Source organism: Anabaena sp. CS-542/02 (assembly GCF_028331085.1).
Classification (GTDB): Bacteria; Cyanobacteriota; Cyanobacteriia; order Cyanobacteriales; family Nostocaceae; genus Anabaenopsis; species Anabaenopsis arnoldii.
The window spans coordinates 36,263-63,227 of record NZ_JAQMTM010000086.1 but is presented as its reverse complement, the minus strand read 5'-3'; the positions used below and the strand labels follow the sequence as shown (position 1 = coordinate 63,227).

The window sequence follows — 26,965 nt, the reverse complement described above, 5'->3', positions numbered from 1 at the left end:
AAGGCTATGGCATTTTTTGGCTATCACGCCTCTCATGAGCAGTTTAAACCGAGCGCTCTTTTAGAATATGTAAAAGCCGCTCATCAAGCTGGATTCAGTGGTGTATCTTGTTCAGATCACTTTCATCCGTGGAGCGATCGCCAAGGAGAAAGCGGTTATGCTTGGTCTTGGTTAGGTGCAGCAATGCAGGTTACACCCTTAAATTTTGGTGTAGTTTGCGCCCCCGGACAGCGCTATCACCCGGCGATTATTGCTCAAGCTGCGGCGACCCTGAGTGAAATGTTTCCCCAACGTTTCTGGTTAGGATTAGGGAGCGGACAAGCATTAAACGAACAGATTACAGGGGACTTTTGGCCAGCCAAAACCGTCCGTAATATGCGCCTGAAAGAGTGCGCGCAGGTGATCCGCGCCCTATGGACTGGGGAAACCATCACTCACTACGGTTTAGTAAATGTAGAACAGGCAAAACTTTATACTAGACCAGCAACACCACCATTGATTATTGGTGCGGCCATCACCCCAGCAACTGCGGAATGGTTAGGAAGTTGGGTAGATGGACTGATCACTATTTCTCACCCTGAGCAAATGCTGCAGCAAGTAGTGGAAGCATTCCGCCGGGGTGGTGGGGAAGGTAAGCCCATGTATCTCAAAGTACAACTTTCTTACGCACAGGAGGAAAGCACAGCTTTAGAGGGAGCTTTTGAGCAATGGCGGACTAATATTTTCTCCAGTCCTGTATTAGCAGACTTGCGTCATCCCCAGCAATTTGAGGACATGGCGGAGTTTGTCAAACCAGAAGATATGTATAAACACATCCGCATATCAGCAGACCCACAACAACACATTGAATGGTTGCGCAAAGATATTGAACTGGGTTTTAGTGAAATTTATCTCCACAACGTTAACCGTCAACAGCGGAATTTCATCGAAGTATTTGGTAAACAGGTCATCCCAGCCCTTCAAGGTACTAATTAAGGAGTAAATAAATTATGCGAGTAACTGTTGGGCCACCAATTCTGATGATTAATCATGGTAGTACCTTCATGTCCACTGACCTGGGTGGAGAAATCAACCCCCATAGTCATCAGGGAATTTTTGCAGACGACACGAGGTTTTTAAGTAACTATAGCTGTTACATTGATGGTCATCCCTGGATTCGCCTAACTTCGGCCACCACAACATATTATGCAGCGCGGGTTTATCTGATTAATCCTGAATTTACTTGCAGACGGGGAAAAGTTACCCAGGGTGATTTATCCTTAATTATTAGCCGCACGGTAGAACAAGGAATTCATGAGGATCTGGATATTACTAATAATGCATGCCAACCTGTGACATTTAATCTAGAAATTGCCTTAGCTTCAGACTTTGCCGATATTTTCGAGGTAGAATCACAGGAATATGTGCGTCGGGGACATATTGAAACTAAATGGTGTGAAACAGAACATCAACTAGAAACCAGATATACAAATGGCTCATTTTCCCGTTGTTTGATGTACAAACCTTGTAACTTTACCTCCCGACCTTACTATGCAAACGGTCGCATTACCTTTGAGATATCACTAGAACCGAGTCAGACTTGGCACACTTGCTGTAAATATAATCTGATTGATCATGAGCTGGTGCGTGAAGCGGTTGATTTCTGTTATCAAGAGATGGTAGAATCCAACAGCATAAATACAGAAATTGAAAGGCTGCACTGTCAATGGCGAGACTCAGTAACTGCTATTGTCTGCGGGAATGAGGATGTAGTGCGATTGTATCGCCAGTCAATTGAAGATTTAGGTTCACTACGATTATATGATTACGATTTTGGCCCTGATATTTGGCTACCAGCAGCAGGTGTACCTAAGTTTGTGGCGCTGTTTGGCCGTGACAGCTTGATTATCAGTTTGCAAAATATGATTGTTCATCCCGGTTTTGCTCGGGGAACGCTGCAAAAATTAGGAGAGTTACAAGCTACTGAGTTAGATGAATGGCGGGATGCTCAACCAGGTAAAATTCTCCATGAAATCCGCCAAGGTGAATTAGCATATTTTGCTAAAATCCCCCATACACCCTATTACGGTACTGCTGATGCTACATCTTTATTTCTGATTACTTTACATGAAACCTGGAAGTGGTTGGGAGATAATTCATTATTGCAGAATAACCGGGATATAGTGCTGCGTTGTCTGGAGTGGATTGATAATTATGGGGACTTAGATGGTGATGGGTTTCAAGAGTACCAAATGCAATCACCAGGGGGAATTGAAAATCAAGGTTGGAAAGATTCTGCTCAAGCGGTGGTTTATCCCGATGGAAGCCAGGTAAAGGCACCAAAAGCATTATGTGAGTTACAAGGTTATGTGTTTGATGCTTGGATGCGGATGGCGGAGGTGTTTGATGTCCTGGGTGAAGGAAGTTTTGCTCACGAATTACGCACTAAAGCTAGTCAATTACAGGTACGCTTTGAGGAGCATTTCTGGAGTGAAGATTTAGACTGTTATGTTTTTGCTCTAGACCCAGATAAGCAACCTGTGCGATCGCTCACTTCCAATGCTGGTCACTGTTTATGGAGTGGTATCGCCAGTCCTGAACGTGCGGCCCGTGTGGTGAAGCGGTTGATGCAACCAGATATGTGGAGTGGTTGGGGTATTCGCACTTTAAGTACGAAAAATGCAGCTTATAATCCTTATTCCTATCATTTAGGTTCAATTTGGCCTCATGATAATGGGATCATCGCTATGGGGTTTAAGCGCTATGGTTTTACTAACGAGGTCGCCCAAATTGCTCACGGTATCTTTGATGCGTCCAAGTATTTTGCTAGCTATCGCCTCCCAGAACTATTTGCTGGTACTCAGCGTCAACCAGGAGCTTTTCCAGTTCCTTACATCCAGGCCAATGTACCTCAAGGCTGGGCTGCTGCATCGGTTTTTCATCTCATCCAAGCTATACTGGGTTTACAAGCTGATGCTCCCCATCAGTTGCTTTATGTTGACCCACATTTACCACCATGGTTACCAGAAATTGAACTTCAGCAGGTGGAAATTGGTAACTCCTGTGTAGATTTGCAGTTTTGGCGACACGGTGAGGTTACCCATTGGGATGCGGTGGTTAAATCTGGTGAGGTGGAGGTTAAACAGCAAAGTTATTTCAGGCGCAATTTTTAAGTTGACCTGAAAAAACAGGAATACTGACTGTAAATGTTGTCCCCTTGCCTACTTGACTATCTACGGAAATTGTGCCTTTGTGCAAGTCTACACATTTCTTAACTATGGACAACCCCAAACCTGTACCAGCAATTTTACCGACGTTAGACCCGCGATGAAAAGATGTAAATAACTTAGCTTGATCTGCATCAGGGATACCAATCCCACTATCACTGATTTTAAATATCAGTTGCTGATTTTCTTGGGTTAAACTCAATTTAACTAAATTGTGCTCAGGACAGTATTTAATCGCATTGGTCAGGAGATTGCTGAGAATGTGTCGTAACAGTTTCTCGTCAAACTCAACCATTAAAGAATAGTCTGACATTTGCTGGTCTACACTACAACAGAAATCTATTTTATGTTTGCTAGTGGTGGTTTGTATTTCTTCTGTGAGACGACGACAGAAAGCGATGATATCCCCTGGTTCTGGTTTAAATTCCATCTTTTGAGCTTCAGCGCGGTTAATCAGCATTAACTCATCGAGCAGTTGAGTCACCCGCTGAACAGTTTGTTGGATGGTCTGGAGGTGTGCTTGTTTTTTTTCTGTATTTAGGCGATCGCCAAAATCTTGCAAAATCCCTGTAGATGAGGATATAATAGCTAAAGGTGTACGAATTTCATGGGCTGCCATGGTGATCAATTGCGATCGCATTTCGCTAATGGCTTTTTCCTTTGCTAAAGTTTGAATAATATTCTTTTGGGCTTGCTTGAGTGGGGTGATATCCCTGATTACAGATGCTACAGCAGTTGGTTGTGTGGCTCTTTCATCTGGGATTAAGAAAAAATAAGCATAGGTATAAATCACTGCTCCTGTTTGTAAGTGGCGCAGTCTGATTTCTCCTTCCCACTCACCTGTTTTGAGGACAGTGGGCAAAATCTTCGATTCAAATAAATAGCGGTCATCTGGATGAATATAATCCCAGAAATTTTCTTTTGTTAAAGAATTTTGACCATGAAAACCGATGATGTTTTTACCAGCATGATTGAGAAATACTAGTTGGTAATCCAGATTAATTATACCAATAAATTCAGAACTGTTTTTAACTATCATAGCCAGTTGTCCCTGTTCTGATTCAAGGTGGCGCTGATTTTTCTGGGAATTTAGATGTTCCCATAAAGCTAGTGTTAAAAGGAAGACTAAAGCTAGGAAGACAAAGTAAAACAACTCTTGAATCAATTGATATCCAGGTAAAAGGTCAAAGGCTTTTCTACCACTGAAACCTAATAACACATAGAGCCGTTGTAAAATACCTAACTGAGGATAAATAAATCTTTCCGGGGTTTTTCCTACATCTGGAATGGTTAACTTAAGGCTAGTTTCTGGGGCAATATACGTAATATTACTCCGTATACTTTCCGTTAATTTCTTGCGTAATACTACTGGACTAGTATAGTTAAGAGATGGCGATAGGGCTAGGGCTGGCTTGTCAGTTTGCACCCATGTTATTAGTAAAACCAAAACCCATAATAGAGGGTGAAAATACTTTGAGCATTTTAACATCTTATACATTTGCACCTATGAAAATAAAATCTTGTTTTCATCTTCAACAAGCAATACTATTCATTTTCTAGTAGCCATGAATTAATTCTGTTGTCGGGAGAGCAACTATTGCATAAGTTGCTGGTTTTGCTTTACTCCAGTTTGACTTAACCGTACAGCAACAAGTAGTTTTACTGTTAAAAATAGCTTGGTTATCTAGTCCACACCACTGAGACTCAAACCCTTGTCCTGAGCAATGATCAATATTCTAGCATTTTGTGACCGAATAAATTCGGTTGTTAACTGATATCCCCCGGAAAAACACGGGGGCTTTACGGAGAGTGTCTCCTCAGGTGTAACACTGAACATAATAATCAGGAATTACTGGGATTGCCAAACCAGACTATTTTAGTAATTATTTTGATATTGTTGTCGGAAAAATGAAATTTATTACACAAGCTAATGTTAGTATAATTTTTTGAACTCTGTCGGGAGTTATTAATCAAAGCAAGACAATCCTGGAAGATGATTAAGAAGTATGTCAACAAAATTTTTTGGTGTTTCGGATCTTCAGAAAGCGATAGTACCTTGTCCCTTGATCCTGAGTGCTGAAACATCGGTAATTACAGCCGTTAAGTTAATGTTTCAGGTTTGTGACACCTATAATCTCACCTCATCATTGGTGAATGATAGAGAAAAACCCACTTGTGTGCTGGTAGTGGAAAATCAAAAATTAGTTGGGATATTCACGCACAAGGATCTGATTAAATGTATAGCCATGGGGGTCAATCTGGAGCAAGCAACCCTAACTGAGGTGATGAATCAGCATCCGGTGACTCTGGAAAAATCACAATTTACAAATATTTTTATAGCTTTGAATTTGTTACATCAACACAAAACTGACAATCTAGCTATTGTTGATGAACAGAATGAGGTTGTGGGTTTAGTAACAGTCAGTTCCTGTGAATCTGTCTATGAAAATTCCCAATCTTTTATAGAGTCCATAGATTCAGAAGAATTACCCTTAGTGGTTCCAGCTATCAAGAAAACCTTAGAGCGAGAAAGAGAACTGAGTGAATTGAAGTCGCGTTTTATAGCTATGAGTTCCCATGAGTTTCGCACCCCTTTATCTGTAATTGCTTCCTCCGCCGGTATTTTAAAAGATTTTGGTGATCAACTCGAGGAGGAGAGAAAGAAAAAACATTTAGATTTTATTCTAAATTATGTGAAATATACAACAGAAATATTAGATAATATTTTATTAATTAATCAAGGGGAAAATAGCCAGTTAGAATTTAAACCTGCTCCTTTAGATTTAATTAGTTTTTGTCAGGAATTAGGGGAAGAGATGCAATTAAGTGCGCCACATCATAATATTGTCTTTGCTACTAATGCACAATCTGGCGTAATTGGGAATTTAGATAAAAAACTACTCAGGCGAATTTTAATCAATTTGCTGGCTAATGCAATCAAATATTCACCTGATAGAACTACAGTAGAGTTTAACCTCAAGATTAGCAAGTCAAATGTAAGTTTTACTGTTCAAGACCAAGGTATTGGTATTCCTGAAGCAGACCAAGTTAAATTGTTTGAATCTTTTCACCGCGGCACCAATGTAGGTAATCTTCACGGGATGGGTTTAGGGTTATCCATCGTGAGCAAATGTATTGAACTACACACAGGTTCAATTGCTGTGAAGAGTGAGGTGGGGATGGGGACTACTTTTATTGTCACCATTCCCTTGAGGTAAGACCGAGCGGTAATTATGACTATGCACCAAACTATCCCGGGTGGAATAGTTGAGTATGTTGGTTTTTTTAAACGCAGAGGGGCGCGGAGGCTGACTATTACAGATTCAATTTATACCAAGCTTGTCGCCACTGTTTCATTTGATTGATTTCTGTTGCTTGGGCTTTGATAATTTCTTGGGACAATTCCCGCATTTCTGGGCGCTGAGACTTCTGTAAAGCATCTTGGGCCATGACTACAGCACCTTCGTGGTGGGGAATCATCCCATTGATAAAACGCAAATCAAATTTATCATCAGCAACACCCAAGTCCATGGTCATCATCATGGCTTGCTTTTGTGCTGCTGTCATCTGCATCATGTGACCCATTTGAGCATGATAAGCCATGGGTTGATCACCGGCCTGAGGATACCAAGCTGTGCGCCACTGCTGCATTTGAGAAATTTCTTGCTTTTGGGCGGTAATGATTTCCTCTGCTAGCTGTTTGATTTCAGGACGTTGTGATTTTTCCTGTGCTTCCTGAGCCATATCTATAGCTCCTTGATGGTGTAAAATCATGCTATCAATGAAGCGTAAATCATAATTAGCATCCCCTGGACCTAAATCCATAGCATGATCTATGTGACTGTGGTGATTACTGGTTTCACTTGCGGTGGTATTGGGGTTGGGGTTTTCGGAGGTGGTTGTGGAACAAGCTGTCAAAGCTCCCCCAATTAAGGATGTAAACACTACAAAGCTCCAAGCTAAAAATTTATTTCTCAAAGATAAGATTTGCATGGTTGATTCTTCACAAGACATGATCTCGATTATATTTTGATCTGTCTAATTAACCAGGCTCTGAGTCCTGAGTAAAATAGGAGGTGATTGGGTATTCATTCCCCAGTCCTCAAGCATATAAATGAAAGGACTTCTCCAACGAGCAGTTTTTTGCTTAGTTTTATTCGTTACTGGATGTATCCCTACTAGAGATGTCAGGAATGCTCAAGCACCAATCCCAGGAAATACATTAGTACAATCAACGGTTAACAGTGATGTAAATTACATCTCTCGGGTTGTCCAAGAGGTAGGTCCTGCAGTGGTGCGCATTGACTCTACCCGCACTGTGGAAATATCCCCAGACCCGATCTTAGAAAGGTTTTTCCGGGGAGAATTACCCACTAGGGAAGAAGTACAACAGGGTCTCGGCTCAGGATTTATTACTACTGCAGATGGGCTAATTTTTACTAATGCCCATGTGGTAGCAAATGCGGATAATGTCACAGTTATATTGAAGGATGGCCGCCGTTTTCAAGGGGAGGTGGTGGGGGCTGATTCAGTAACTGATGTTGCTGTTGTCAAAATTGCGGCTACGAATTTACCGACGGTGAAGCTGGGTAATTCGGATAATTTAATACCAGGAGAATGGGCGATCGCCATTGGTAATCCTTTAGGGTTAGATAATACAGTCACCCAAGGAATTATCAGCGCTACACAGCGTTCTGTAGCAGCTCTGGGTGTACCTGCAGAACGAGTGGACTTTATCCAAACCGACGCAGCAATTAATCCAGGTAACTCTGGCGGTCCCCTGCTGAATGCTCAAGGAGAAGTAATTGGGATGAACACCGCGATCATCCAGGGAGCCCAAGGGTTAGGTTTCGCCATTCCCATCAACACTGCTCAACGCATTGCAGAACAATTAATCGCCACGGGAAAAGTATCTCACCCCTACATGGGTATTCAAATGGCCCAGTTAAACCCTGAGTTGCGTGGGAAAATCAATCAAAGTGATGCGGGGATTAGAATTACTCAGGATACCGGTGTAATTATTATGGGAGTCGTCCGCAACTCCCCTGCTTTTCGCGCTGGTTTGCGTCCCGGTGACATTATTGAAAGTATCAATAATGTAGGTATTCAAGATATCAAGCAAGTACAGCAACAAGTAGAAACCACCAACATCGGTAATACCATGGTGATCACCATCAACCGCGATGGGAGTAGACAGAACATCACACTCAAACCAGAAGCTTTACCCACACAATAGCAACAGTCAAAAGATAGATTTTACCTCTCTATCATTTGTCAGAAGCAAAATAAATTACCTTGGTCTATAGTTGCGGTGGTGAAAATAAAACTTTCTTAATTAAAAATTATTATGGAAGGTTTTCGTCTTGGTTCTATTTTCGGATTTGAAATTCGAGTTGATTTGTCTTGGTTGATAATTTTCTTTCTCGTCCTGTGGACTTTAAGCGCTGGGATATTCCCCACCAACTATCCCGGATTTGATAGTAGTACCTATTTTGGTATGGGTATAGTAGCAACGCTGCTGTTTTTCGCATCCCTGCTAGCACATGAGCTTTCTCACTCCTTCGTGGCCAGAGCCAAGGGAATTCCCGTAGAAGGTATCACCCTATTTATTTTTGGTGGAGTTTCCCGGACTCGTATGGATGCACAAACCCCTGGGGATGAGTTCCAAATAGCAGGGGTCGGTCCGGTTGTGAGTCTGCTGCTAGCTGCTGTTTTTGGTTTGATTTGGTATGTAGGAACAAATACCGGTTTGAGTGTGGTATTTACTGGTGTTTTTGCTTACCTGGCGGTAATTAATCTGGCTCTAGCTATCTTCAATATGTTACCGGGCTTTCCCTTAGATGGCGGTCGCGTTTTTCGTTCTCTTCTTTGGAAGTATACGGGTAATCTCAAAAAAGCCACAAAAATCGCCTCTAACGGGGGAAAATGGCTGAGTTATCTGTTAATTTTCTTCGGTATTTTAGAGATGTTTGCTGGGGCGATTTTGGGGGGACTGTGGCTAATTCTCATCGGTTGGTTCTTGTACAACGCCGCCGAAACTAGCTATGAGGAACTTTTGCTGCGCACCAGTTTACAAGGGGTAAGGGCCCAGGAAATTATGACTCCTCACCCAGAAACTGTCAGTCCTGACATGAAACTTCAAGAGTTAGTAGATAGATATTTTCTCAGTCGTCGCTATCATTCTTTTCCAGTTACACAAGACGGACATCCTGTAGGTATTATTACTTTAAATCAGGTGAAGGATATCCCCAGGGAAGAATGGCAATATTGTACTGTCAAAGATACAATGATACCCACGGAAAACGGTGTTACTGCTCGTCCAGAAGAACAGATGTCTCAAGTATTGCAAAAAATGCAAGATTCAGGGGTTCGCCGTGTACTGGTGATTCACAATGATTTACTTAAAGGTATCATTACAGCCAATGATTTAGCTTACTGGTTACAGCGACAACGAGATTTAGGTGAGCTTACCTAAGGATTGACTAAAAATTAAAATTAAGCATTTAATAAGCATAAAATTATTTGAAGAGGCTATTTGGTGAGAATTTGCCATTTTTGGGTGAATATTCCGAGCAATCTTTTGCCTCTTCAGTCAGGACAATAGAAGGTTTTACAGCACATTTGAGATAATGGTTATTTGAATAAAACCGACAGTTCTTACACGGAACCTTATGTATACCATTGAGGGTAAAAACCATCTTATTGTCTAAAACAGTGCGGATTTTTTGTAATATCAGGAAAAACATCACCCAACTGAATAGCAAAGCTATGGGAGATAAACTTAAAGCTACATCTGGGATATTTATACCATCTGGTTGCATTTGCTCTTGTTTAACTTCACTTTGAGTTACTTGAGAAATATTCCTATTTTCTCCCATTTCCTGCGGGGTAATTACTTCAACAGACATATTTTTTATCCTCAGCTATCTACAATATCTTGTTTTTGATACACTCTGAATTTTGAATCTCAGCATAACCCTAGGTTTTCATCGGCGGTTAATGATTGATTTATGATAATTTGGGCAAAACTCTAATTAACAAGTCAGGGTAAATTTACCCCTAGTTCAGTTTGAGAATTCCCAGAAAATTTTTGCACCTGGATGGGAAATAAACAGTCTAGAAGCTACAGAGTATAATTGATGCGGTAATATTCATTTTTTATAGTCTAGATAAAATCTATTGTTGAAAATGCGCTGATCTTATTAACTTACATTAAGCTCCGAAATCCTCAATATAGTTTATGGTTTAATTATATATTTATCAGAATAAAATTTACCCTATATCTGCCGATAGTTTTGTTTATAATTTTTAGTTATATATCGAAAGAAATATATTAATATATCGGTTTAATAAGGAGTGATTTTATGATAAAATTTACCAAAATACCACTGTTAATCAAACTAGATTAATCACCAGATAGGAAGATAAAAATATGATTCAAGTTAACCATTAATTAAATATACTGACAAATCACAAATGTTAGACATTATTCTCGCTTGGTTAGTCACTACAATTAGCTTTTTAATCATTTCTCGACTACCTATAGGTATTGAAATCGATAGTTTGGGTAAAGCAGCAATTTCTGCAGCAGTTTTCGGCATATTGAATGCAATTTTACTACCGATTCTAGCATTTTTCACCTTTCCTGTTATTCTTCTGAGTTTTGGGTTGTTTTTCTTCATCTTGAATGCAATTATTTTTGCTCTGGCTGCTGCTTTGGTTCCAGGCTTTACTCTGAGATGGGGTTTTTGGAGTGCATTAATCGGCTCGATCGCCTTGGCAATTGTTAATTCTATCCTCCTAGCTATTGTCAGAACCTGGAGTTAAAAAAAGTCCACTTTTTCAGAATACAAAAAATCATGGTGGTGTGAATGTTTATGTCTAAATTTTTTCTCAAAAAAATTGTCTTGCTACTCACAGCGATGCTGATGGGGATAGTGCTACTTTCTTATCAAGCATTACCCATAGCTGCATCACAATCTCCTGGACAAACCGCTATTGCTGCTATATTTCCCCCCGTAGCTTCTCCTGATGGGGAACTCAGCGCAGGACCTGCAAAGTTACCACCATTACCCTATGATTATGCAGCGCTGGGAAAAGCTATTGATGCGGAAACTATGAAACTACATCATGATGGACATCATGCTAGTTATGTGAATAATCTCAATGATGCTCTCAAGGAACAGCCAGATTTACAGAAAAAGAGCGTTGAGGCTTTACTGCGGGATTTAAATAGTGTTCCTGAAAATATCCGCACCAAGGTTCGCAATAATGCTGGTGGACATCTGAATCACACAATTTTCTGGGAAATTATGACCCCTGAAGGTGGTGGAGAACCCACAGGAGAAATTGCGGCAGAAATTAACCAAACTTTTGGCAGTTTTGATCAGTTTAAACAACAGTTTAACCAAGCTGGAAGCGATCGCTTTGGTAGTGGTTGGGTCTGGTTGGTGCGTAACTCAACGGGTGAATTGCAAATCGTCACTACAGCTAATCAAGATAACCCGATTATGAATGGTGCATACCCAATTATGGGTAATGATGTCTGGGAACACGCCTATTACTTGAGGTATCGCAACCGCCGCGGTGAGTATTTAAATAATTGGTGGGGTGTGGTCAATTGGTCGGAAGTTAACAGGCGATCGCAGGTTTCATTACAGTTTTAAACGCAAAGGGTCGCAAAGTTTTTTGGGGGGTATGTTAAGTCGTATATCTCTATTTTTTCTGGGAATACTCGCTTTTGTCTTTGTAGTTTTGATTGCTTCTCCGGCTACTATTATACCCCCCTGTGACCCTGTGGATCCGGTTACTGTTTATGTGGTTGATTTGGGTTTACATTCTAGATTGGTTTTACCTGATTGCGATCAGGGATTAATTCAATATGCTTACGGTGATTGGCGTTATTTTGCTTTGAATCAGCAAGGTTTGGGTAGTGGTGTTAGGGCGCTGCTGATTCCTACTCAGGGAAGTTTGGGAAGGAGAAGATACGCTAATTTTTCTGGGTTACAGCAGTCTGTCGGTTCTGATACTACTATCTTAAGTTTTGCAGTTGCTAGGGATAAGGTTACTGCTCTCAACCAGTTTTTAGATCAACGCTTTGAGGACAATATTCACACGGCCATTTTTAACCCCCAAAATCACATGATTTTTGTCCAAGACGACCTAGACTATACTTTGTGTCACAACAGTAATCATGAGTTGGTTGTGTGGCTAAAAAAGTTAAATTGTCGTGTTGAGGGTTTTGTTTTGTTGGCTGATTTTCAATTGCAAGTCTCTCACTGATTATACACCTTAACAATTCATCCTCCTATCCTGTGAAATAAATGATAATTTTCCACCCCTAGAAATATAGCAATCCTAAATGATTCATGAACAATTTCTGTTCGGTGTGTTCCCTGTTCCCTGTTCCCTGTTCCCTTTCCTCACTGATAATTTCTCAACTCAAATAGGATGACTATATGTAAATAAATATTTCAATTATCGGAGTATCAATTATTCGCAAGTTCAGGAAACTAATATGTAAATAGATTTACCTTCATTATGATTAGCGCTGATAAGTTTTTACAGGTGCATGAACATGAATAAGAGAAGTTTTGCAACCATAGACGCCAATCAGTCTGTAGCCGAAGTGGTTTATCGACTTAATGAGGTTATTGTTATTTATCCTATTACTCCTTCTTCCCCTATGGCTGAGTGGGCGGATGCTTGGGCCAGTGAAGCTCACAATAATATTTGGGGTACCGTTCCCACTGTGGTGGAAATGCAGAGTGAGGGGGGTGTTGCAGGTGCTTTACACGGGTCTTTACAAACGGGTTCACTGACAACTACTTTTACAGCTTCTCAGGGATTATTGCTGATGATCCCGAATATGTATAAAATTGCCGGGGAACTCACACCGACGGTTTTTCATATAGCAGCGCGATCGCTCGCTGCACAAGCCCTCTCTATTTTCGGTGATCATAGTGATGTCATGGCAGCACGGGGTACAGGTTTTGCCATGTTATGCGCCGCTTCGGTGCAAGAAGCACAGGATTTCGCCTTGATATCAACTAGGACAACCCTAGAATCACGGATACCATTTATACATTTTTTTGATGGCTTTCGTACTTCCCACGAAATTAACAAAGTAGAAACTTTAACGGAAGATAACCTAGGGGAATTTATCCCCGATCAGTTAGTGTTCGCCCACCGTTCACGGGCCCTCACCCCCGACCAACCAGTTCTGCGGGGAACAGCACAAAATCCTGATGTCTACTTCCAAGCTAGGGAAACTGTCAATCCTTATTATTTAGCTTGTCCAGACATCACCCAAAAGGTCATGGATGAATTTGCAGCTATGACGGGACGACAGTACCAACTGTTTGAATACTACGGTCACCCCGGGGCGGAACGGGTGATGGTGCTTATGGGTTCCGGTTGCGAGGCGGTACATGAAACGGTAGATTATCTCAAAGGCTATGGTGAAAAGGTGGGGGTTGTGAAGGTCAGACTATATCGCCCCTTTGATGCTGTGCGCTTTGTGGCTAGTTTACCCAAAACTACCCGCAGCATTGCCGTACTTGACCGCACTAAGGAACCAGGCGCATCTGGTGAACCATTATATTTAGATGTGGTGGCTGCAATTCATGAAGTATGGGAAACAGGGGAAAAACTTCAAGTTGTGGGTGGTCGTTATGGTTTATCTTCTAAAGAATTCACCCCAGCTATGATTAAAGCAGTCTTTGACCACTTGGCTGCAACTCAACTGAAAAATCATTTTACCATCGGTATTGCGGATGATGTCACCCACACCAGTTTAAGTTATGACCCTGATTTTAATATTGAATCCGACCAGATTATTAGAGCTATTTTTTATGGTTTAGGTGCTGATGGTACTGTGGGGGCAAATAAAAACTCTATCAAAATTATTGGGGAAGAAACTAACAACTACGCTCAAGGTTATTTTGTCTACGACTCTAAAAAATCAGGTTCGGTGACAGTTTCTCACCTGCGCTTTGGTTCCCAAGTGATTCGTTCTACCTATTTAATTAGTAAAGCTAATTTTATCGGCTGTCATCAATGGGAATTTTTGTCAAAGTTGCCCATTCTGAAGGACATTATACCAGGTGGGACATTATTAATCAACTCCCCCTATGACAAAGATCAAGTTTGGCATCATCTACCGGCATCAGTACAAGAGCAAATTATTCACAAGGGGCTGAGAGTTTATGTCATCAATGCCTATAAGGTGGCTCGTGAAGCTGGGATGGCGGGGAGAATTAACACGGTAATGCAGGTATGTTTCTTTGCTTTGTCGGGGGTGTTACCCAGAGCAGAAGCCATAGAAGAAATTAAAAAATCTATCCGCAAGAGTTACGGCCAAAAAGGCCAGGAAATTGTACAGATGAATATCAGGGCGGTGGATACCACATTAGAAAATTTGTGGGAGGTAGAAATAGGGTCAGAAGTCACCGGGGAGCAGTTTTCCCGATCACCAATTCCCGATACTGCGCCGGCGTTTGTCCGTGATGTCTTAGGTAAAATGATCTGTCGTCAAGGGGATGAACTCCCGGTGAGTGCTTTACCCGCTGATGGTACTTATCCTACAGGGACTGCGAAATGGGAAAAGCGTAACATTGCTCAGGAAATACCTGTTTGGGATACGGATGTTTGTATTCAATGTGGTAAGTGTGTGATGGTGTGTCCTCACAGTGTGATTCGTAGTCAGGTTTACGAAGCCCAGCAGTTAGAAAATGCACCCCTAACCTTTAAGAGTGCCAATGCTAAAGACCATGATTGGCAAGGTTTAAAGTATACTATCCAAGTAGCGCCGGAAGATTGTACTGGTTGCGGTATTTGCGTAGATGTTTGTCCGGCTAAGGATAAATCAGAACCACGGCGTAAAGCCATTAATATGGCACCACAGTTACCATTGCGGGAGCAAGAACGGGAAAATTGGGATTTCTTTTTAAGTATTCCCCACCGTGATAGAAGTAAGTTGAAGTTGACCCATATCAACCAACAGCAAATGCAAGAACCATTATTTGAGTTTTCTGGGGCTTGCGCTGGTTGTGGGGAAACACCTTATATTAAGTTAGCCACACAGTTATTTGGCGATCGCATGATTGTTGCTAACGCCACGGGTTGTTCTTCAATATATGGGGGTAATTTACCCACCACACCTTGGACACACAACAGCGCCGGACGTGGGCCAGCTTGGTCAAATTCCCTATTTGAAGATAACGCGGAATTTGGCTTAGGTTTTCGGATTTCCATCGATAAAAAAGCCGAATTTGCCGCCCAATTGCTGCAACAACTAGCAACAGATATAGGGGAAGAACTAGCACAGGGTATTTTAAATGCGCCACAAAAAGATGAAGCTGATATTTGGGAACAACGAGAGCGAGTAGAATTACTCAAACAACGGTTAGAGCAAATCCCGAATAATCAAGCCAGCCAGCATCTTAAATCTCTAGCTGACTACTTAGTCAAAAAGAGTGTATGGATTATTGGCGGTGATGGGTGGGGTTATGATATCGGCTACGGAGGATTAGACCACGTTCTAGCCAGTGGACACAACGTTAATATTCTGATTCTGGATACTGAGGTTTACTCGAATACAGGCGGACAAATGTCTAAAGCCACGCCCAAAGCAGCTGTAGCTAAATTTGCCGCTGGAGGTAAAGCCGCACCTAAAAAAGACCTGGGCTTAATCGCAATGACCTACGGTAATGTTTATATTGCTAGTGTCGCCATGGGCGCACGTGATGAACACACCCTAAAAGCATTTCTGGAAGCGGAAGCTTATCAAGGGCCATCCCTAATTATCGCCTACAGCCATTGTATTGCCCACGGCATCAACATGACCACAGCTATGCAGAATCAAAAGGCGGCCGTAGATTCAGGTCAATGGCTACTATATAGATTTCATCCAGACCGCATCAAGGAAGGACAAAACCCATTACAACTGGATTCCCGCACGCCCAAGTTACCACTACAGGAATATATGTATCTAGAAAACCGCTTTAAAATGTTAACCAAAAGGGACAGCCAAGCAGCACAGCAATTACTCAAAGAAGCTCAAGCTGATGTCAAAACTCGTTGGGAAACCTATCGATATTTGGCTGCTAGAGATTATACCCAGAAATGAATACAAGATTATTCGCGTTTCTCTGTGGTTAATTACCCCTGAGAACATTAACAACAGGAGTAATGAGTATGGACTTAACAACAACATATATGGGGATAAAATTGAGGTCCCCTCTTGTTCCCTCCGCATCGCCCCTATCGGAAGACATTGATAATATCCAGCGTATGGAAACAGCAGGTGCTGGTGCGGTGGTGATGCATTCATTATTTGAGGAACAATTGCGCCTAGAAAGTCATGAACTCCACGATCATCTCACCCAAGGGACAGAAAGTTTTTCGGAAGCCCTAACCTACTTACCTGATTCCATTAACTTCCGGGTAGGACCAGAAACTTATTTAGAGCATATCCGCAAAGCTAAGGAAAGGGTGAGTATTCCTATTATTGCTAGTCTCAACGGCTCATCCCTGGGTGGATGGACAAACTACGCCAAGGAAATTCAGCAAGCGGGAGCAGACGCGCTGGAGTTAAATATTTACTATGTTCCTACTGATATGGAACTAACTAGTAATGAAATTGAGCAGACTTATATTAATATTCTCGATGCGGTCAAAGCAGTAGTTACTATCCCTGTAGCAGTGAAACTCAGCCCTTATTTTACTAATATGGCAAATATGGCTCAACGTTTGGATGCTGCTGGGGCTGATGCATTAGTCTTATTCAACCGCTTTTACCAAGCGGATATTAATCTCAATGTCTTGGATGTTGAACCTAATGTATTGTTAAGTACACCCCAATCCCTGCGGTTACCCCTGCGCTGGATTGCTATCCTCTATGGTCGCATTCATGCTGATTTGGCAGCAACTAGCGGTATTCACAGGGGAGAAGATGTATTAAAAATGCTCATGGCTGGGGCGAGAATTACTATGCTTTGCTCAGTCTTACTTAAGCATGGAATCGACCAGATTCGTGTGATCGAGCGGGAAATGCGCGAATGGATGGAAAAACACGAGTACGAGTCAGTACAACAAATGCAGGGGAGTATGAGTCAAAAAAATTGCCCCAATCCTAGCGCCTTTGAACGTGTCCAGTATATGCGATCGCTTGCTAGTTATAAACCTGAATGGAAAGCCAACCACGATACATCATATTACTTTGGTTGAAAACCATGATCGTAACCCCACCCCTTGACCCTTTAACCCCCTCCCATCTTGAGGGGAGGAGGTTGGGGGTGGGGTTCTAAACCACAGGGAAACTAGGAATACTCTCATCAATTAACTGCATTAACTTAATAGTTTCTTGCAGCGCCACCACCACACGCTGATAATGTAGGATATCTTCATGATTTAGGGTGCGTCCTTTGCGGTCCTTGAGCCATTTTTGACAAACTTGATAACCACCAATATAAAAGTTCCACACTTGCTCTGGTACCCCTGTGAATTTATCCCCCTTTTTATTAATGACTACCGCACCTTGAATATATTTAGGATGTCCAGGATCTACTATTTGACTTCCGCCATTTTCTGTAAATTCGGTGATGAGGTTGTTTAATTGGGGTGATTTCATCAGGTGTAGTGCTACTAGTTCTTGTCCATATTCTGCAAGTTGACAAAATAGCTCATTGTTGCTGGTGAGGGGGACGCGGGGGAAGTCGATTTTGAGAAATTCGGCGTAACGGGTGCGGTAGGTAGGGCTATGAAATATGCTGTAAATATAATAAAAAATTGTTTCGGGTTTGAATGAACAACAAAGATTTTCGCTAATTTTTGAAACAAATTCTGATTTTAAATTAGACCGCTTTGAATCTTGATATTGAAAAAAAATTGATGAGTTAGCCTGAATATCTACATATAAAGGAAAATAATAATTAATTTCTCTGGTTCGCAATGAAACAGCATTTTTGTCGCCCATGCAGTTTGTTATAAAAACATGAGCAAAACCATCTTGAGATTGTTGTCTAAACAAAATCATTGCCAAATTTCCATGAATAGAAAGATGACTCATTATTTTTTCACTATTAGTTTTTAGATAATCTTTTTTATAATATATAAATCTATTATCAAATACGCGATATAAGTATTTAGAAAAATAACTCTCTTGAAAATCTTTTCTAAACTCATCCCTAATATCTAATATTTTCTGAGATGTACCACCTTTAATAGACCATTTATCAATGATGGCTTCTCTTTCACACATAGGATTAAGAAAATCTTGAATCTTATTTTCAAGCTCTAATTTATCAAAGCCAATCATCAATTTATCAAACCCTGTCTCTGTTCCACTTGAAAACTCTGAGAATATAGAATCAATAGAAGCGTAAGATTCGTACTCATTTTTTATTTCTTGATTTTGATTAGTGAAAAAATAAAAAGGGGAACTTGGATTGATCTGGTAATTATCAGAAGAAGATATAGTTTCTCGATTTAAAATACAATATTTTTCATTTCTAGAACCTATTAAATCAATTCTAGAAAAAGATTTTTTATGACTTTTATCTTTTAAGAAAAAACCAATTGCAACACCTTGAGAAATATCAAATACGTTCTGATCATTTGGAGATTGCTTTCGTTTTATATCTCCATGTAAGTTAGTGATATTTATTGTATCAAAATGTATAATCAAATTATTCCTTAATCCTCTGAGAGTAAGACTATCAATATATCCATTGTTTGTTATTAAGCAGAGAATTTTATTCTTTTCTTTTGCAAGAATCTTCTGAGATACACCGAAAAATTTTACATAATCGTCATTGATATTTTTTTCAAACTGCAAAGCACTTTTTTCGACTATTTTAACCCCATCAACATAGCGAAATGCTTCAACTAGTTTTATAGCAGCATCGGTTAAGTTAGAAGAAATCCCTGAATATGGTGGATTTCCAATAATTATTGAAATCTGTTGTTCTACTTTTATCTTTGCAGCCTGATTGGATTCTTCTGCGATGTATTCTTCAAACAATGTTTCTGATTTTTTTATGGCATCATCTAACGTATTTGTAAGATAAATCCCTAACCGCACCCCACCATCAAACTTATATCCCGTCTCTTCCAAAAACAAACCTAACTTAAGATGACAAATTGCATAGGGAGCCATTAACAACTCAAACCCAAATATCCTCGGTAATAACCTCTCCTTAACATACCCAGACCAGGACCGCTCAACTAAACCCGCGGTCATGGTTTCCCCTGACTCCTGAAACCGTTGATAAATAAGTTGACATATCCATAATAAGAATGTCCCAGTACCACAAGCAGGGTCAAGAATCATTACCTCTGGGTCTGCTAACCCCAAGGGTTTATGAAATTTCTCCTGTACCAAAATATCTACAGACCGCACCATATAAGAAACCACCGGTTCCGGTGTGTAGTACACCCCCCGACGTTCCCGCATTTGTGGTTTATATGCTGCTAAAAAGTCTTCATAGAACCGAATCACAATATCTTCCCGGTTCATCTTCATCTCAAAGTCACTGAGAATTGCTTCCATTTTAGCAGCCCGGAGGATACCAAAAATCTCAGCAATTGCCCCAATTAACTCATCACCTAACTCTGAAGCTGTCCGCTGTGATATGTCTTCAAAGAGTTTTCGTAAGAAAGGATTGGTTTCTGGTAACTGTTCCCAAGCTGTTTTTCTGTCAAATAGGGTTTGTTGATTGCGTCCTTGTTTCCTATCCTTGACATAACCAAACACCCTGGAGGTAAATAAAGCATAGGCGATGGTTTGAGCGTAAATATCAGCAAAGCTGTAATCTTTGTCGTTGTCGGAACTAAGTTTTAATGAGGGGAGTAATTCCCGTTGAAAGCTCTTGAGTAGGTTGTGCAAATACCCGGTTTCTGATTCTTGGTGGTAAACTTCTGGGATAATTTGCTCAATTACCCGCGCTGATTTAGCTAAGAGTTGGGCTAATTCCTGAGATGTCTGAATAGGTTCATAAAATACCCACTCGACTAGGGGAACGGGGGTAGAGGTTAAATTATCAACTGCTATGGGTAATTCACTTTGAGTGAGTCGTTTTAACCTTGCTACTAACTGACTATCACCCCAGTTAAAGGTTTGGATCTGTGTTTGACGTAACCCCCCTTCTGTGGGAAGTATAAAAGCTACCCGTCCTGATGCTTGGGGACTGGGTAACAGTAAATACATCACAGGTTGGGCTTCAAATATGCGGTTAGTATAATGACCGTAGATTTCTTGTTGCTGTGCTGGGGAGGTGAAAAATTGCTTCGCCTCGGTGTCTGTCATCCCTGTAAGCTGTGGATAAAATCCCACTGCTATGGGGGAGGTTTCCTGAGCTTCTGACTGGTTTTTACCGGGGTGTAGATACCAAAACTGTGAACCCTCTGGGTCAAGTTGTTTAAATGGATATCCTAACAGTTGCTGTAGTGCTTCAACTCGACTATTTGGGTCTTGGTTGTTGATGAGTGGTTGCAACTGTTGTGATATAGCTTTCATGGTGCGGTAGGGTAACTGTTGATACGGCAGCAATCAGGGTAAAAGATTTGCTATTGATAAATTATACTATAGTTGGTTGAGTGATGAGAACCCCACCCCCTAACCCCCTCCCCTCTGGAAGGGAGGGGGAATTTTAGCATCTCGCCTTGACTGTTTCCCCAGCTTAGAGGATGTTTGGAAAGTCCCTCATGGTGTATCTAATATTTTTAGATCCCCCTAAATCCCCCTTGAGAAGGGGGACTTTGACTCTAGTTCCCCTCTTGAGAAGGGGGGTTAGGGGGGATCAAGAAGTGTCTAAAATCACCTTATAAAACTTATCAAACATCCTCTTAGGACTAGCTCACATCTTTCTTAACATTGCTGTCAGCAAGACAGTGGGGTAACATTAAGCCGGGACAAAATTCATGGCGACACCGTTCATACAATAGCGCTTACCAGTCGGTGCTGGACCATCATCAAACACATGACCTAGATGTCCACCACAGTTACTACAATGTACTTCGATTCTAGTCATAAAAAATGACCGGTCTACAGTAGTAGCGATCGCACCTTCAATTGGTTGGAAAAAGCTCGGCCAACCAGTACCACTGTTAAACTTAGTATCAGATGTAAACAGTGCTTGTCCGCACCCAGCACAGACAAAAGTACCCTCTTGATATTGCTTATCTAGGGAGCTGCTAAAAGCCGGTTCAGTACCATGTTTTCGTAAAACGCGAAACTGTTCGGGCGTTAAAATACTGCGCCACTCTTCTTCAGGTTTAGTAATTGCAAACTGGCTTTTAGAAGTCGTCATGGTTTTGGAATCCCCCCAATAGAAGATGTTAAATAAATTGTGTGATAAAACTGCAGTGCCGACAATTGCGGTACTACCTTCTAAAAAATAGCGTCTGTTCATGATCTCAATTGTAACCTAAGCAATTTTGTCTACACAGCCTACATTACCCACTATTTACTAGTCAAAACAAAGTTCATACTCTTGTGTGGTCACATCAGGGTTAGTTTTGAGATAATCACCCAGGCGATCGCAAGCATTGCTCACCAGTTCATTGAGTTTCAATGTTTGCAATTCTACCTCCTCTAGGTTCCACAATTTAATCGTGGCATCCCTACCCGCAGAAGCTAGCTTAGTACCGTCAGGACTAAAACTAACGGTGTGAGCACCCTGGTTATGAGCAAAGAAGGTTTTTAACAACATAGCATTACTAATATTCCAGAGTTTGATAGTACCATCATCGCTAGCTGAGGCCAAAACTTTGCCATCGGGGGAGAAACTAACTTGAAGTACTAAACCAGTATGGCCCTGGAAGGTGTGAACTAGTGAACCGTCTAACCTCCACAGTTTAACAGTTTTATCATCACTAGCTGAGGCAATAGTTTGACTATCGGGAGCAAAATTAATCCTCCATATACTAGCGTTATGACCTGAAAAAGTGTTCAACAGGCGACCCTCTAAGTCCCAGAGTTTGATAGTTTTGTCCACACTAGCAGAGGCGATAAATTTACCGTCGGGGCTAAATTTGACATGAGTTACCCAACCCTTATGACCGGAAAGAGTTTGTAGCAGCTGACCGTCGCGACTCCAGAGTTTAATAGTTTTGTCTACACTAGCAGAAGCCAGAATTTGATCATCAGGGCTGAAAGTCACACTCGTTACCCAACTATTATGTCCCTTCAGGGTATGCAGTAAAGTCCCATCTCGTTGGCGAATGTCGATACTGTGGTTTGTACGTCCCAAGGCCGCTATATTTTGATCTTTAGTCAAGCCAACACTGCTAACATCTTCTATGGGGGAAGGCAATGTTTCCAGTAATTGACCGTCCAAGTTCCAGGTTCTCATAGTTTTGTCATCACCCATGGAGGTGATAGTATTTCCATCGGCGGTGAAGCTGATTTCATTCACACTACCTTGATGACCATAGAAAATTTTAGGTAAATTTCTTCTCAGTTCCCATAATCTAATAGTATTGTCATCACTAGCTGAGGCTAGTCTGCGGCTATCTGGGCTAAAACTCAGACTATTAACCTCATGGCTATGTCCTTGTAAAGTATCTAATAAGTCACCAGCACGAGACCAGAGTTTAATAGTTTGATCACGGCTCACAGATGCTATGATTTTACCATCAGCAGAAAACCTGACTTGTCGGACCCCCAGAGTATGCCCTTCTAGAGTTCTGAGTAAATTACCGTCACGACTCCAGAGTTTAATTGTATATTCATTGGTGGCTGAAGCAATTGTTTGGCCATCGGGGCTAAAACTGACATCCAAGACTTCTTTGGTACTTGCGGGCAAAGTTGATAACAAACGACCATCCAAACTCCAAAGTTTAACCGTGCCATCATCACTAGCTGAAGCAATAGTATCACCTTCTGGTGCAAAGCTGACGCTATTGATACTTCGGCTATGTTCTCTAAAATTGAGGAGCAATTTACCCTCACGGCTCCATAATTTGGCAGTCTTGTCAGTACTCCCACTGATTAATAACTCACCATCCGGTGAGAAACTGACGCTATTTACACCATCTTCATGATCTGTGAGAGTTGTGATTAACTTACCATCACGACTCCAGATTTTAATGGTATTGTCATTACTAGCAGAAGCAAATATTTGACCATCCGGTGAGAAACTGACGCTATTGACTTCACCTTGATGGTCTGTCAGAGTTGCCATAACACTGCCATCACGATTCCATAGTTTAATGCTGTTATCAGCATAACCCGCGGCCAATATTTGACCATCGGGCGCAAAACTAACACTAGTCACCCAGGAATTATGAGTTAACCGATGACGTTCCTGAGTTCCATAAACTGCTTGTTGTAGGATCATTGCAGTTTGAGTTTGAATATTACTCGGGATTCCATAAGTATTTTTTTGGACTTCCCTACCTGCTTGGAGTCCTGTAACCAATGCTTCTAACTCCTGATGGGAAAACAGAAAGTTTTGTGACAAAGCATTTAAGGCCTGTATCTCTCGTAACTGGGCTTTTTGACCTTGTTGGTAAGCTAAAACAGCCAACCCAAAAGCAGTCAGTCCCAGAATACTCATAATCCCCACTGTTCTTTGAGCTTTCCGCAGTCGATTTTTTTCTATTTGTTGTTGGCGTTGTCTTTCTACTAAACAAGCTTGAATAAAACCTTGGACATCAACAGATATTTCATCAGTGTAATTAAGATAAATCTCTTCAGCTTCTGCAAGGCGAACACCTTGCAAGAGAAAATCAGGCTGTTGATTGTTATTCTTCCACAAAGCTGCTGCTTGGGCAACTTGACGACGCGATCGCAACAGCGCCCGATTTTCCTCCAACCACCAGCGCAATTTTGACCAATGGCGAATCAGCACCTCGTGAGCTACTTCTATAGTTACAGGGGAAGACCAGGGGGATGAGTCCGAAATTTTACCTTGTGCTCTCACCTCATCGGACACCCCTGCATCTTCTTCTAAATTCACCACCACCAGCTTGGCAGCAATTAACACTTGTAATGTTCTTTCTACCAATGCAACCGGGTATTTTTGCACAATTAGCTCAGATTTGAATACCCGTCGCCTAGTATCTTCTGTGCCCTCACCCAACTGTGTCAGGGACAGAAAAATCCACCGCGCGCAGTCTTGAGCTTCCGCATCTAAACTAGTATAAACTGTTTGAGCTTTACTTTCCAAAGCTCCTTTAATTCCACCCAAATGCTGTTGGTAAGCTTGTAAAGTAATCGCACCATTTTCGCGATATTCCCACAACTGTTCTAGAACAAATTCTAACAGTGGTAAATTACCCGGTGATTGGTGTAACTCCTGTACTAGCACTTCTACTAATTCCGCCTCCACTGTTAAACCAACTTGTCGCCCCGGGTTAATAATCACACGTCGGTACTCTTCTTCAGTCAAGCAGGGAGTTAACAGCACACTCGACTGCTGCAATAACTTCACTAATACTGGTACTTCTAAACAGGGGGCGATAAAATCAGCCCGCAAAGTAATAACTAATTTAAACTTATCTGGCATCAGTTCCAGCGCCCCTAGGACAACTTTTAAAAAGCGTTGTCTATCTTCACCAGATGCAAGAGTAAATAATTCTTCAAATTGGTCTACTACCAAAATTACCATTGGTTCCGGGCGTTGACCTATCCACTGGGCAAACCCTTCTACCCCTTGGGACAACATCCCTTCTAATTCCGCCTGCTGGTAAGCTTTTTCTTTTTCCGTACCGCTATCTAGCAAGCGCTGTGATAAAGCTAGCAGAGGATTTGCACCAGGGCGACAGCTTCTCATCCACCAGTCTTCACTACCTGGTAATAGTTTACCTTGTCGCAGTTGGGCGATTAATCCCGCCTGTACTACCGAAGATTTACCACTACCGGAGGCTCCCACAACCGCAATAAATGACTTTTGCCCCAACTCACTAATTAGCTGCTGGACAACAGCTTCTCTACCGTAAAAATACTGAGCGTCTTCTTCCCGAAAAGCCCGTAAACCCCGGTAGGGACAAAGCCCTAAATCAATAGCTGCTGTTGATTGAGTGCCTGTATTGCCCGTGGGTATAATTTCAATTACACCTTGAGACCCAGATAGCCAGATATGTAGAGGTATGTCATGCTGACAAAATAATTGCAATTGGGTAATCCAAGCCGCAGCTGATAGACTACCCTGGGGTAGGGCTGCTTCTAAGGTAGAGTGGAGGGATTGGGCAAATTTTTCGGCATGATTTTTAGGTGAAGTCGCAGCAATTATACATTGTCCTTGCTCAAATCCTAGTTGTAAATCTTCTACCCAGTCTTGTAGGGAGGGCTTGTCATTGGCTACCCCGGGGCAATCTAAAATGATAATTTGTTGAGTATAACTTGAACGCCTCAGTTCTTGTCTTAACCAAGAACGACTCAGTCGGATATTTTCTCCTAAAATTAAAGCCGGTTCACCAGCTTCAGTTTCTTCGAGTCGGCCACGTAAATATAACAACACTGTAGAAAAAACTTTCGGGTGGTTGGGCGGTGCTGCTTCTATTGTTTGTAAACAAGTTTGAATAGTAGAGTGTAAATCTTTAGTGCTAGCTTCTATGGAGCCAGTCCAATACTCTAATTCAAAACCACCCACACCCCGGAATAATTTACTTACAGCTAGGGTGGTCTGATTTGTGGCTAGTCCCTCGATTATTAATGCTTGTCGGGGAGTGGGGGATTCTACAAAGGCTGGTTTTAATCCCAGAATTACTTCCCCCACTCCTTCTACAATACGCTTGGGTGTTTGCTGCGGATATTCCGAATACAGATGAGTGTCGCCTCTACTTTTGTTTTGCTGATTAATCAGTCGTAATTGCTGATTAGTGTCCTCAATGTATTGGCTGGTTTGATGATAAACATATCTATAAAGTGCATCAGCATCAATTAATCCTTGGGGATCAGCCGCTTCACCGCGCAACCCACGCATTAAGTAATAAGTAAATACGCCATGTCCCAGTTCGGTAAACTCCCAGGATTGTTGATTAGTATCACAGGACAGTAAGGCATAAAATCCTTTACTCTGTTTTGCTCTTTGGCGTAATAATTCCACCATCTGGGATGTGGGGTTGGGTAGGGATGCTGTAGTTATATTACTTCTAGAATTGCGGAATGTGAGACTACCACTATGACAAGCATCTAGCCAGACTAACTGAGTTTGCGCCTGACTATTTCCCAACAGGTGCAACACTTCCTGTAAAGCTAAACCTGTGTTGAGTAAGTCATCTGTTTGAGTATCTGCTAAACACAAAAATGCTTGTTGTGAATTGGGGTCTAGCATCCCATGTCCAGAAAAATAAAATAAAATTGTGTCCTGTTGTTGAGCAGTACCCGTAATTTCCCTTAAGCTACCCCGTAGTGTGGACAGGGTCGGTATTTCGGAAGTTAAATCATGGTAAACCCTCTGCTGAGTCTGGGTCAGTCCTTGGCTAGCGTCGGTCAAAGCTGCGGCTAAACCCTGACAATCTACAGCGGAGTAGCGTAGTGAGGGTAGTCTCTTGTCTTGGTATTTGTTTACTCCTACCAACAACAGCCAAAATTTTGCCTCTGCCTTTTTTAGGATATGGGTTAAGTGACTGGTAGTGATACCGAGTGGAGACATTTTAAGTTTTCTGGGTAATTAGTAAGGTCTAAGTAATAGTATAAATAAATGCTTGTTTACTGTCGCCCACAGGCTCGCCTAATGACAACCCCATTTTTCTGCCTGATGACACCCGTAGGTTGTGGGATGCAGCGATAGTAATATGAAATCACCAGT

The 26,965-nt window shown here is 41.6% G+C and carries 16 protein-coding genes; 10 read left to right on the top strand and 6 right to left on the bottom strand.

Annotated features, from left to right (window positions below):
* Nucleotides 1–6 precede the first annotated feature (6 nt).
* Both PN447_RS10110 and PN447_RS10105 read left to right on the top strand, forming a co-directional pair.
* Nucleotides 7–975 (top strand): TIGR03885 family FMN-dependent LLM class oxidoreductase, encoded by a 969-nt coding sequence (locus tag PN447_RS10110; RefSeq protein ID WP_271762825.1) that lies wholly within the window; start codon nt 7–9, stop codon nt 973–975.
* 14 nt (nt 976–989) lie between these two features.
* Nucleotides 990–3,152, top strand: a complete 2,163-nt coding sequence (locus tag PN447_RS10105; RefSeq protein ID WP_271762798.1) for an amylo-alpha-1,6-glucosidase — start codon at nt 990–992, stop codon at nt 3,150–3,152.
* Here PN447_RS10105 and PN447_RS10100 read toward each other — a convergent pair.
* Nucleotides 3,136–4,632, bottom strand: coding sequence for a PAS domain-containing sensor histidine kinase (locus tag PN447_RS10100; RefSeq protein WP_271762795.1), 1,497 nt, complete (start codon nt 4,630–4,632; stop codon nt 3,136–3,138). The genes PN447_RS10105 and PN447_RS10100 overlap by 17 nt on opposite strands.
* 580 nt (nt 4,633–5,212) lie before the next feature.
* Here PN447_RS10100 and PN447_RS10095 point away from each other — a divergent pair.
* The gene (locus tag PN447_RS10095; RefSeq protein WP_271762793.1) at nt 5,213–6,424 is read left to right on the top strand and encodes an ATP-binding protein; all 1,212 of its coding nucleotides are present in this window, start codon (nt 5,213–5,215) and stop codon (nt 6,422–6,424) included.
* A 97-nt stretch (nt 6,425–6,521) separates the two neighbouring features.
* On the opposite strand, the gene PN447_RS10090 is transcribed toward PN447_RS10095, so the two are convergent.
* A complete protein-coding gene (locus PN447_RS10090) occupies nt 6,522–7,199 on the bottom strand; it encodes a DUF305 domain-containing protein (protein WP_271762792.1) in 678 nt (225 codons plus the stop codon).
* Nucleotides 7,200–7,320: 121 nt separating this feature from the next.
* On the opposite strand from PN447_RS10090, the gene PN447_RS10085 reads away from it, so the two are divergent.
* A complete protein-coding gene (locus tag PN447_RS10085; protein ID WP_271762791.1) occupies nt 7,321–8,442 on the top strand; it encodes an HhoA/HhoB/HtrA family serine endopeptidase in 1,122 nt (373 codons plus the stop codon).
* Nucleotides 8,443–8,553: 111 nt separating this feature from the next.
* Nucleotides 8,554–9,681: a site-2 protease family protein gene (locus PN447_RS10080; RefSeq protein WP_271762790.1), complete on the top strand. Its 1,128-nt coding sequence runs from the start codon at nt 8,554–8,556 to the stop codon at nt 9,679–9,681.
* 43 nt (nt 9,682–9,724) lie between these two features.
* Here PN447_RS10080 and PN447_RS10075 read toward each other — a convergent pair whose 3' ends face one another.
* The gene (locus PN447_RS10075; protein WP_271762789.1) at nt 9,725–10,114 is read right to left on the bottom strand and encodes a hypothetical protein; all 390 of its coding nucleotides are present in this window, start codon (nt 10,112–10,114) and stop codon (nt 9,725–9,727) included.
* Nucleotides 10,115–10,682: 568 nt separating this feature from the next.
* Here PN447_RS10075 and PN447_RS10070 point away from each other — a divergent pair.
* The 5 genes from PN447_RS10070 (at nt 10,683) to PN447_RS10050 (ending at nt 17,435) form a co-directional block, all read left to right on the top strand.
* Nucleotides 10,683–11,033: a phage holin family protein gene (locus tag PN447_RS10070; protein ID WP_271762788.1), complete on the top strand. Its 351-nt coding sequence runs from the start codon at nt 10,683–10,685 to the stop codon at nt 11,031–11,033.
* A gap of 50 nt (nt 11,034–11,083) precedes the next feature.
* The gene (locus tag PN447_RS10065) at nt 11,084–11,872 is read left to right on the top strand and encodes a superoxide dismutase (protein ID WP_271762787.1); all 789 of its coding nucleotides are present in this window, start codon (nt 11,084–11,086) and stop codon (nt 11,870–11,872) included.
* 31 nt (nt 11,873–11,903) lie between these two features.
* Nucleotides 11,904–12,488 (top strand): DUF2459 domain-containing protein, encoded by a 585-nt coding sequence (locus PN447_RS10060; protein WP_271762786.1) that lies wholly within the window; start codon nt 11,904–11,906, stop codon nt 12,486–12,488.
* Between the two features lie 295 nt (nt 12,489–12,783).
* The gene (gene nifJ, locus PN447_RS10055) at nt 12,784–16,335 is read left to right on the top strand and encodes a pyruvate:ferredoxin (flavodoxin) oxidoreductase (protein ID WP_271762785.1); all 3,552 of its coding nucleotides are present in this window, start codon (nt 12,784–12,786) and stop codon (nt 16,333–16,335) included.
* A 68-nt stretch (nt 16,336–16,403) separates the two neighbouring features.
* Nucleotides 16,404–17,435 (top strand): dihydroorotate dehydrogenase-like protein, encoded by a 1,032-nt coding sequence (locus PN447_RS10050; protein ID WP_271762784.1) that lies wholly within the window; start codon nt 16,404–16,406, stop codon nt 17,433–17,435.
* Nucleotides 17,436–17,511: 76 nt separating this feature from the next.
* Here the strand turns inward: PN447_RS10050 and PN447_RS10045 are convergent, their stop codons facing one another.
* The 3 genes from PN447_RS10045 to PN447_RS10035 form a co-directional block, all read right to left on the bottom strand.
* Entirely contained in the window at nt 17,512–20,724 is a 3,213-nt protein-coding gene (locus tag PN447_RS10045; protein ID WP_271762783.1) for a type ISP restriction/modification enzyme, read from the bottom strand.
* A gap of 385 nt (nt 20,725–21,109) precedes the next feature.
* The gene (gene msrB / locus PN447_RS10040) at nt 21,110–21,619 is read right to left on the bottom strand and encodes a peptide-methionine (R)-S-oxide reductase MsrB (RefSeq protein ID WP_271762782.1); all 510 of its coding nucleotides are present in this window, start codon (nt 21,617–21,619) and stop codon (nt 21,110–21,112) included.
* 57 nt (nt 21,620–21,676) lie between these two features.
* Nucleotides 21,677–26,809 carry an nSTAND1 domain-containing NTPase gene (locus PN447_RS10035; RefSeq protein WP_271762781.1) on the bottom strand — a complete coding sequence of 1,711 codons (5,133 nt, stop codon included), beginning with the start codon at nt 26,807–26,809 and terminating at the stop codon, nt 21,677–21,679.
* Nucleotides 26,810–26,965 lie beyond the last annotated feature (156 nt).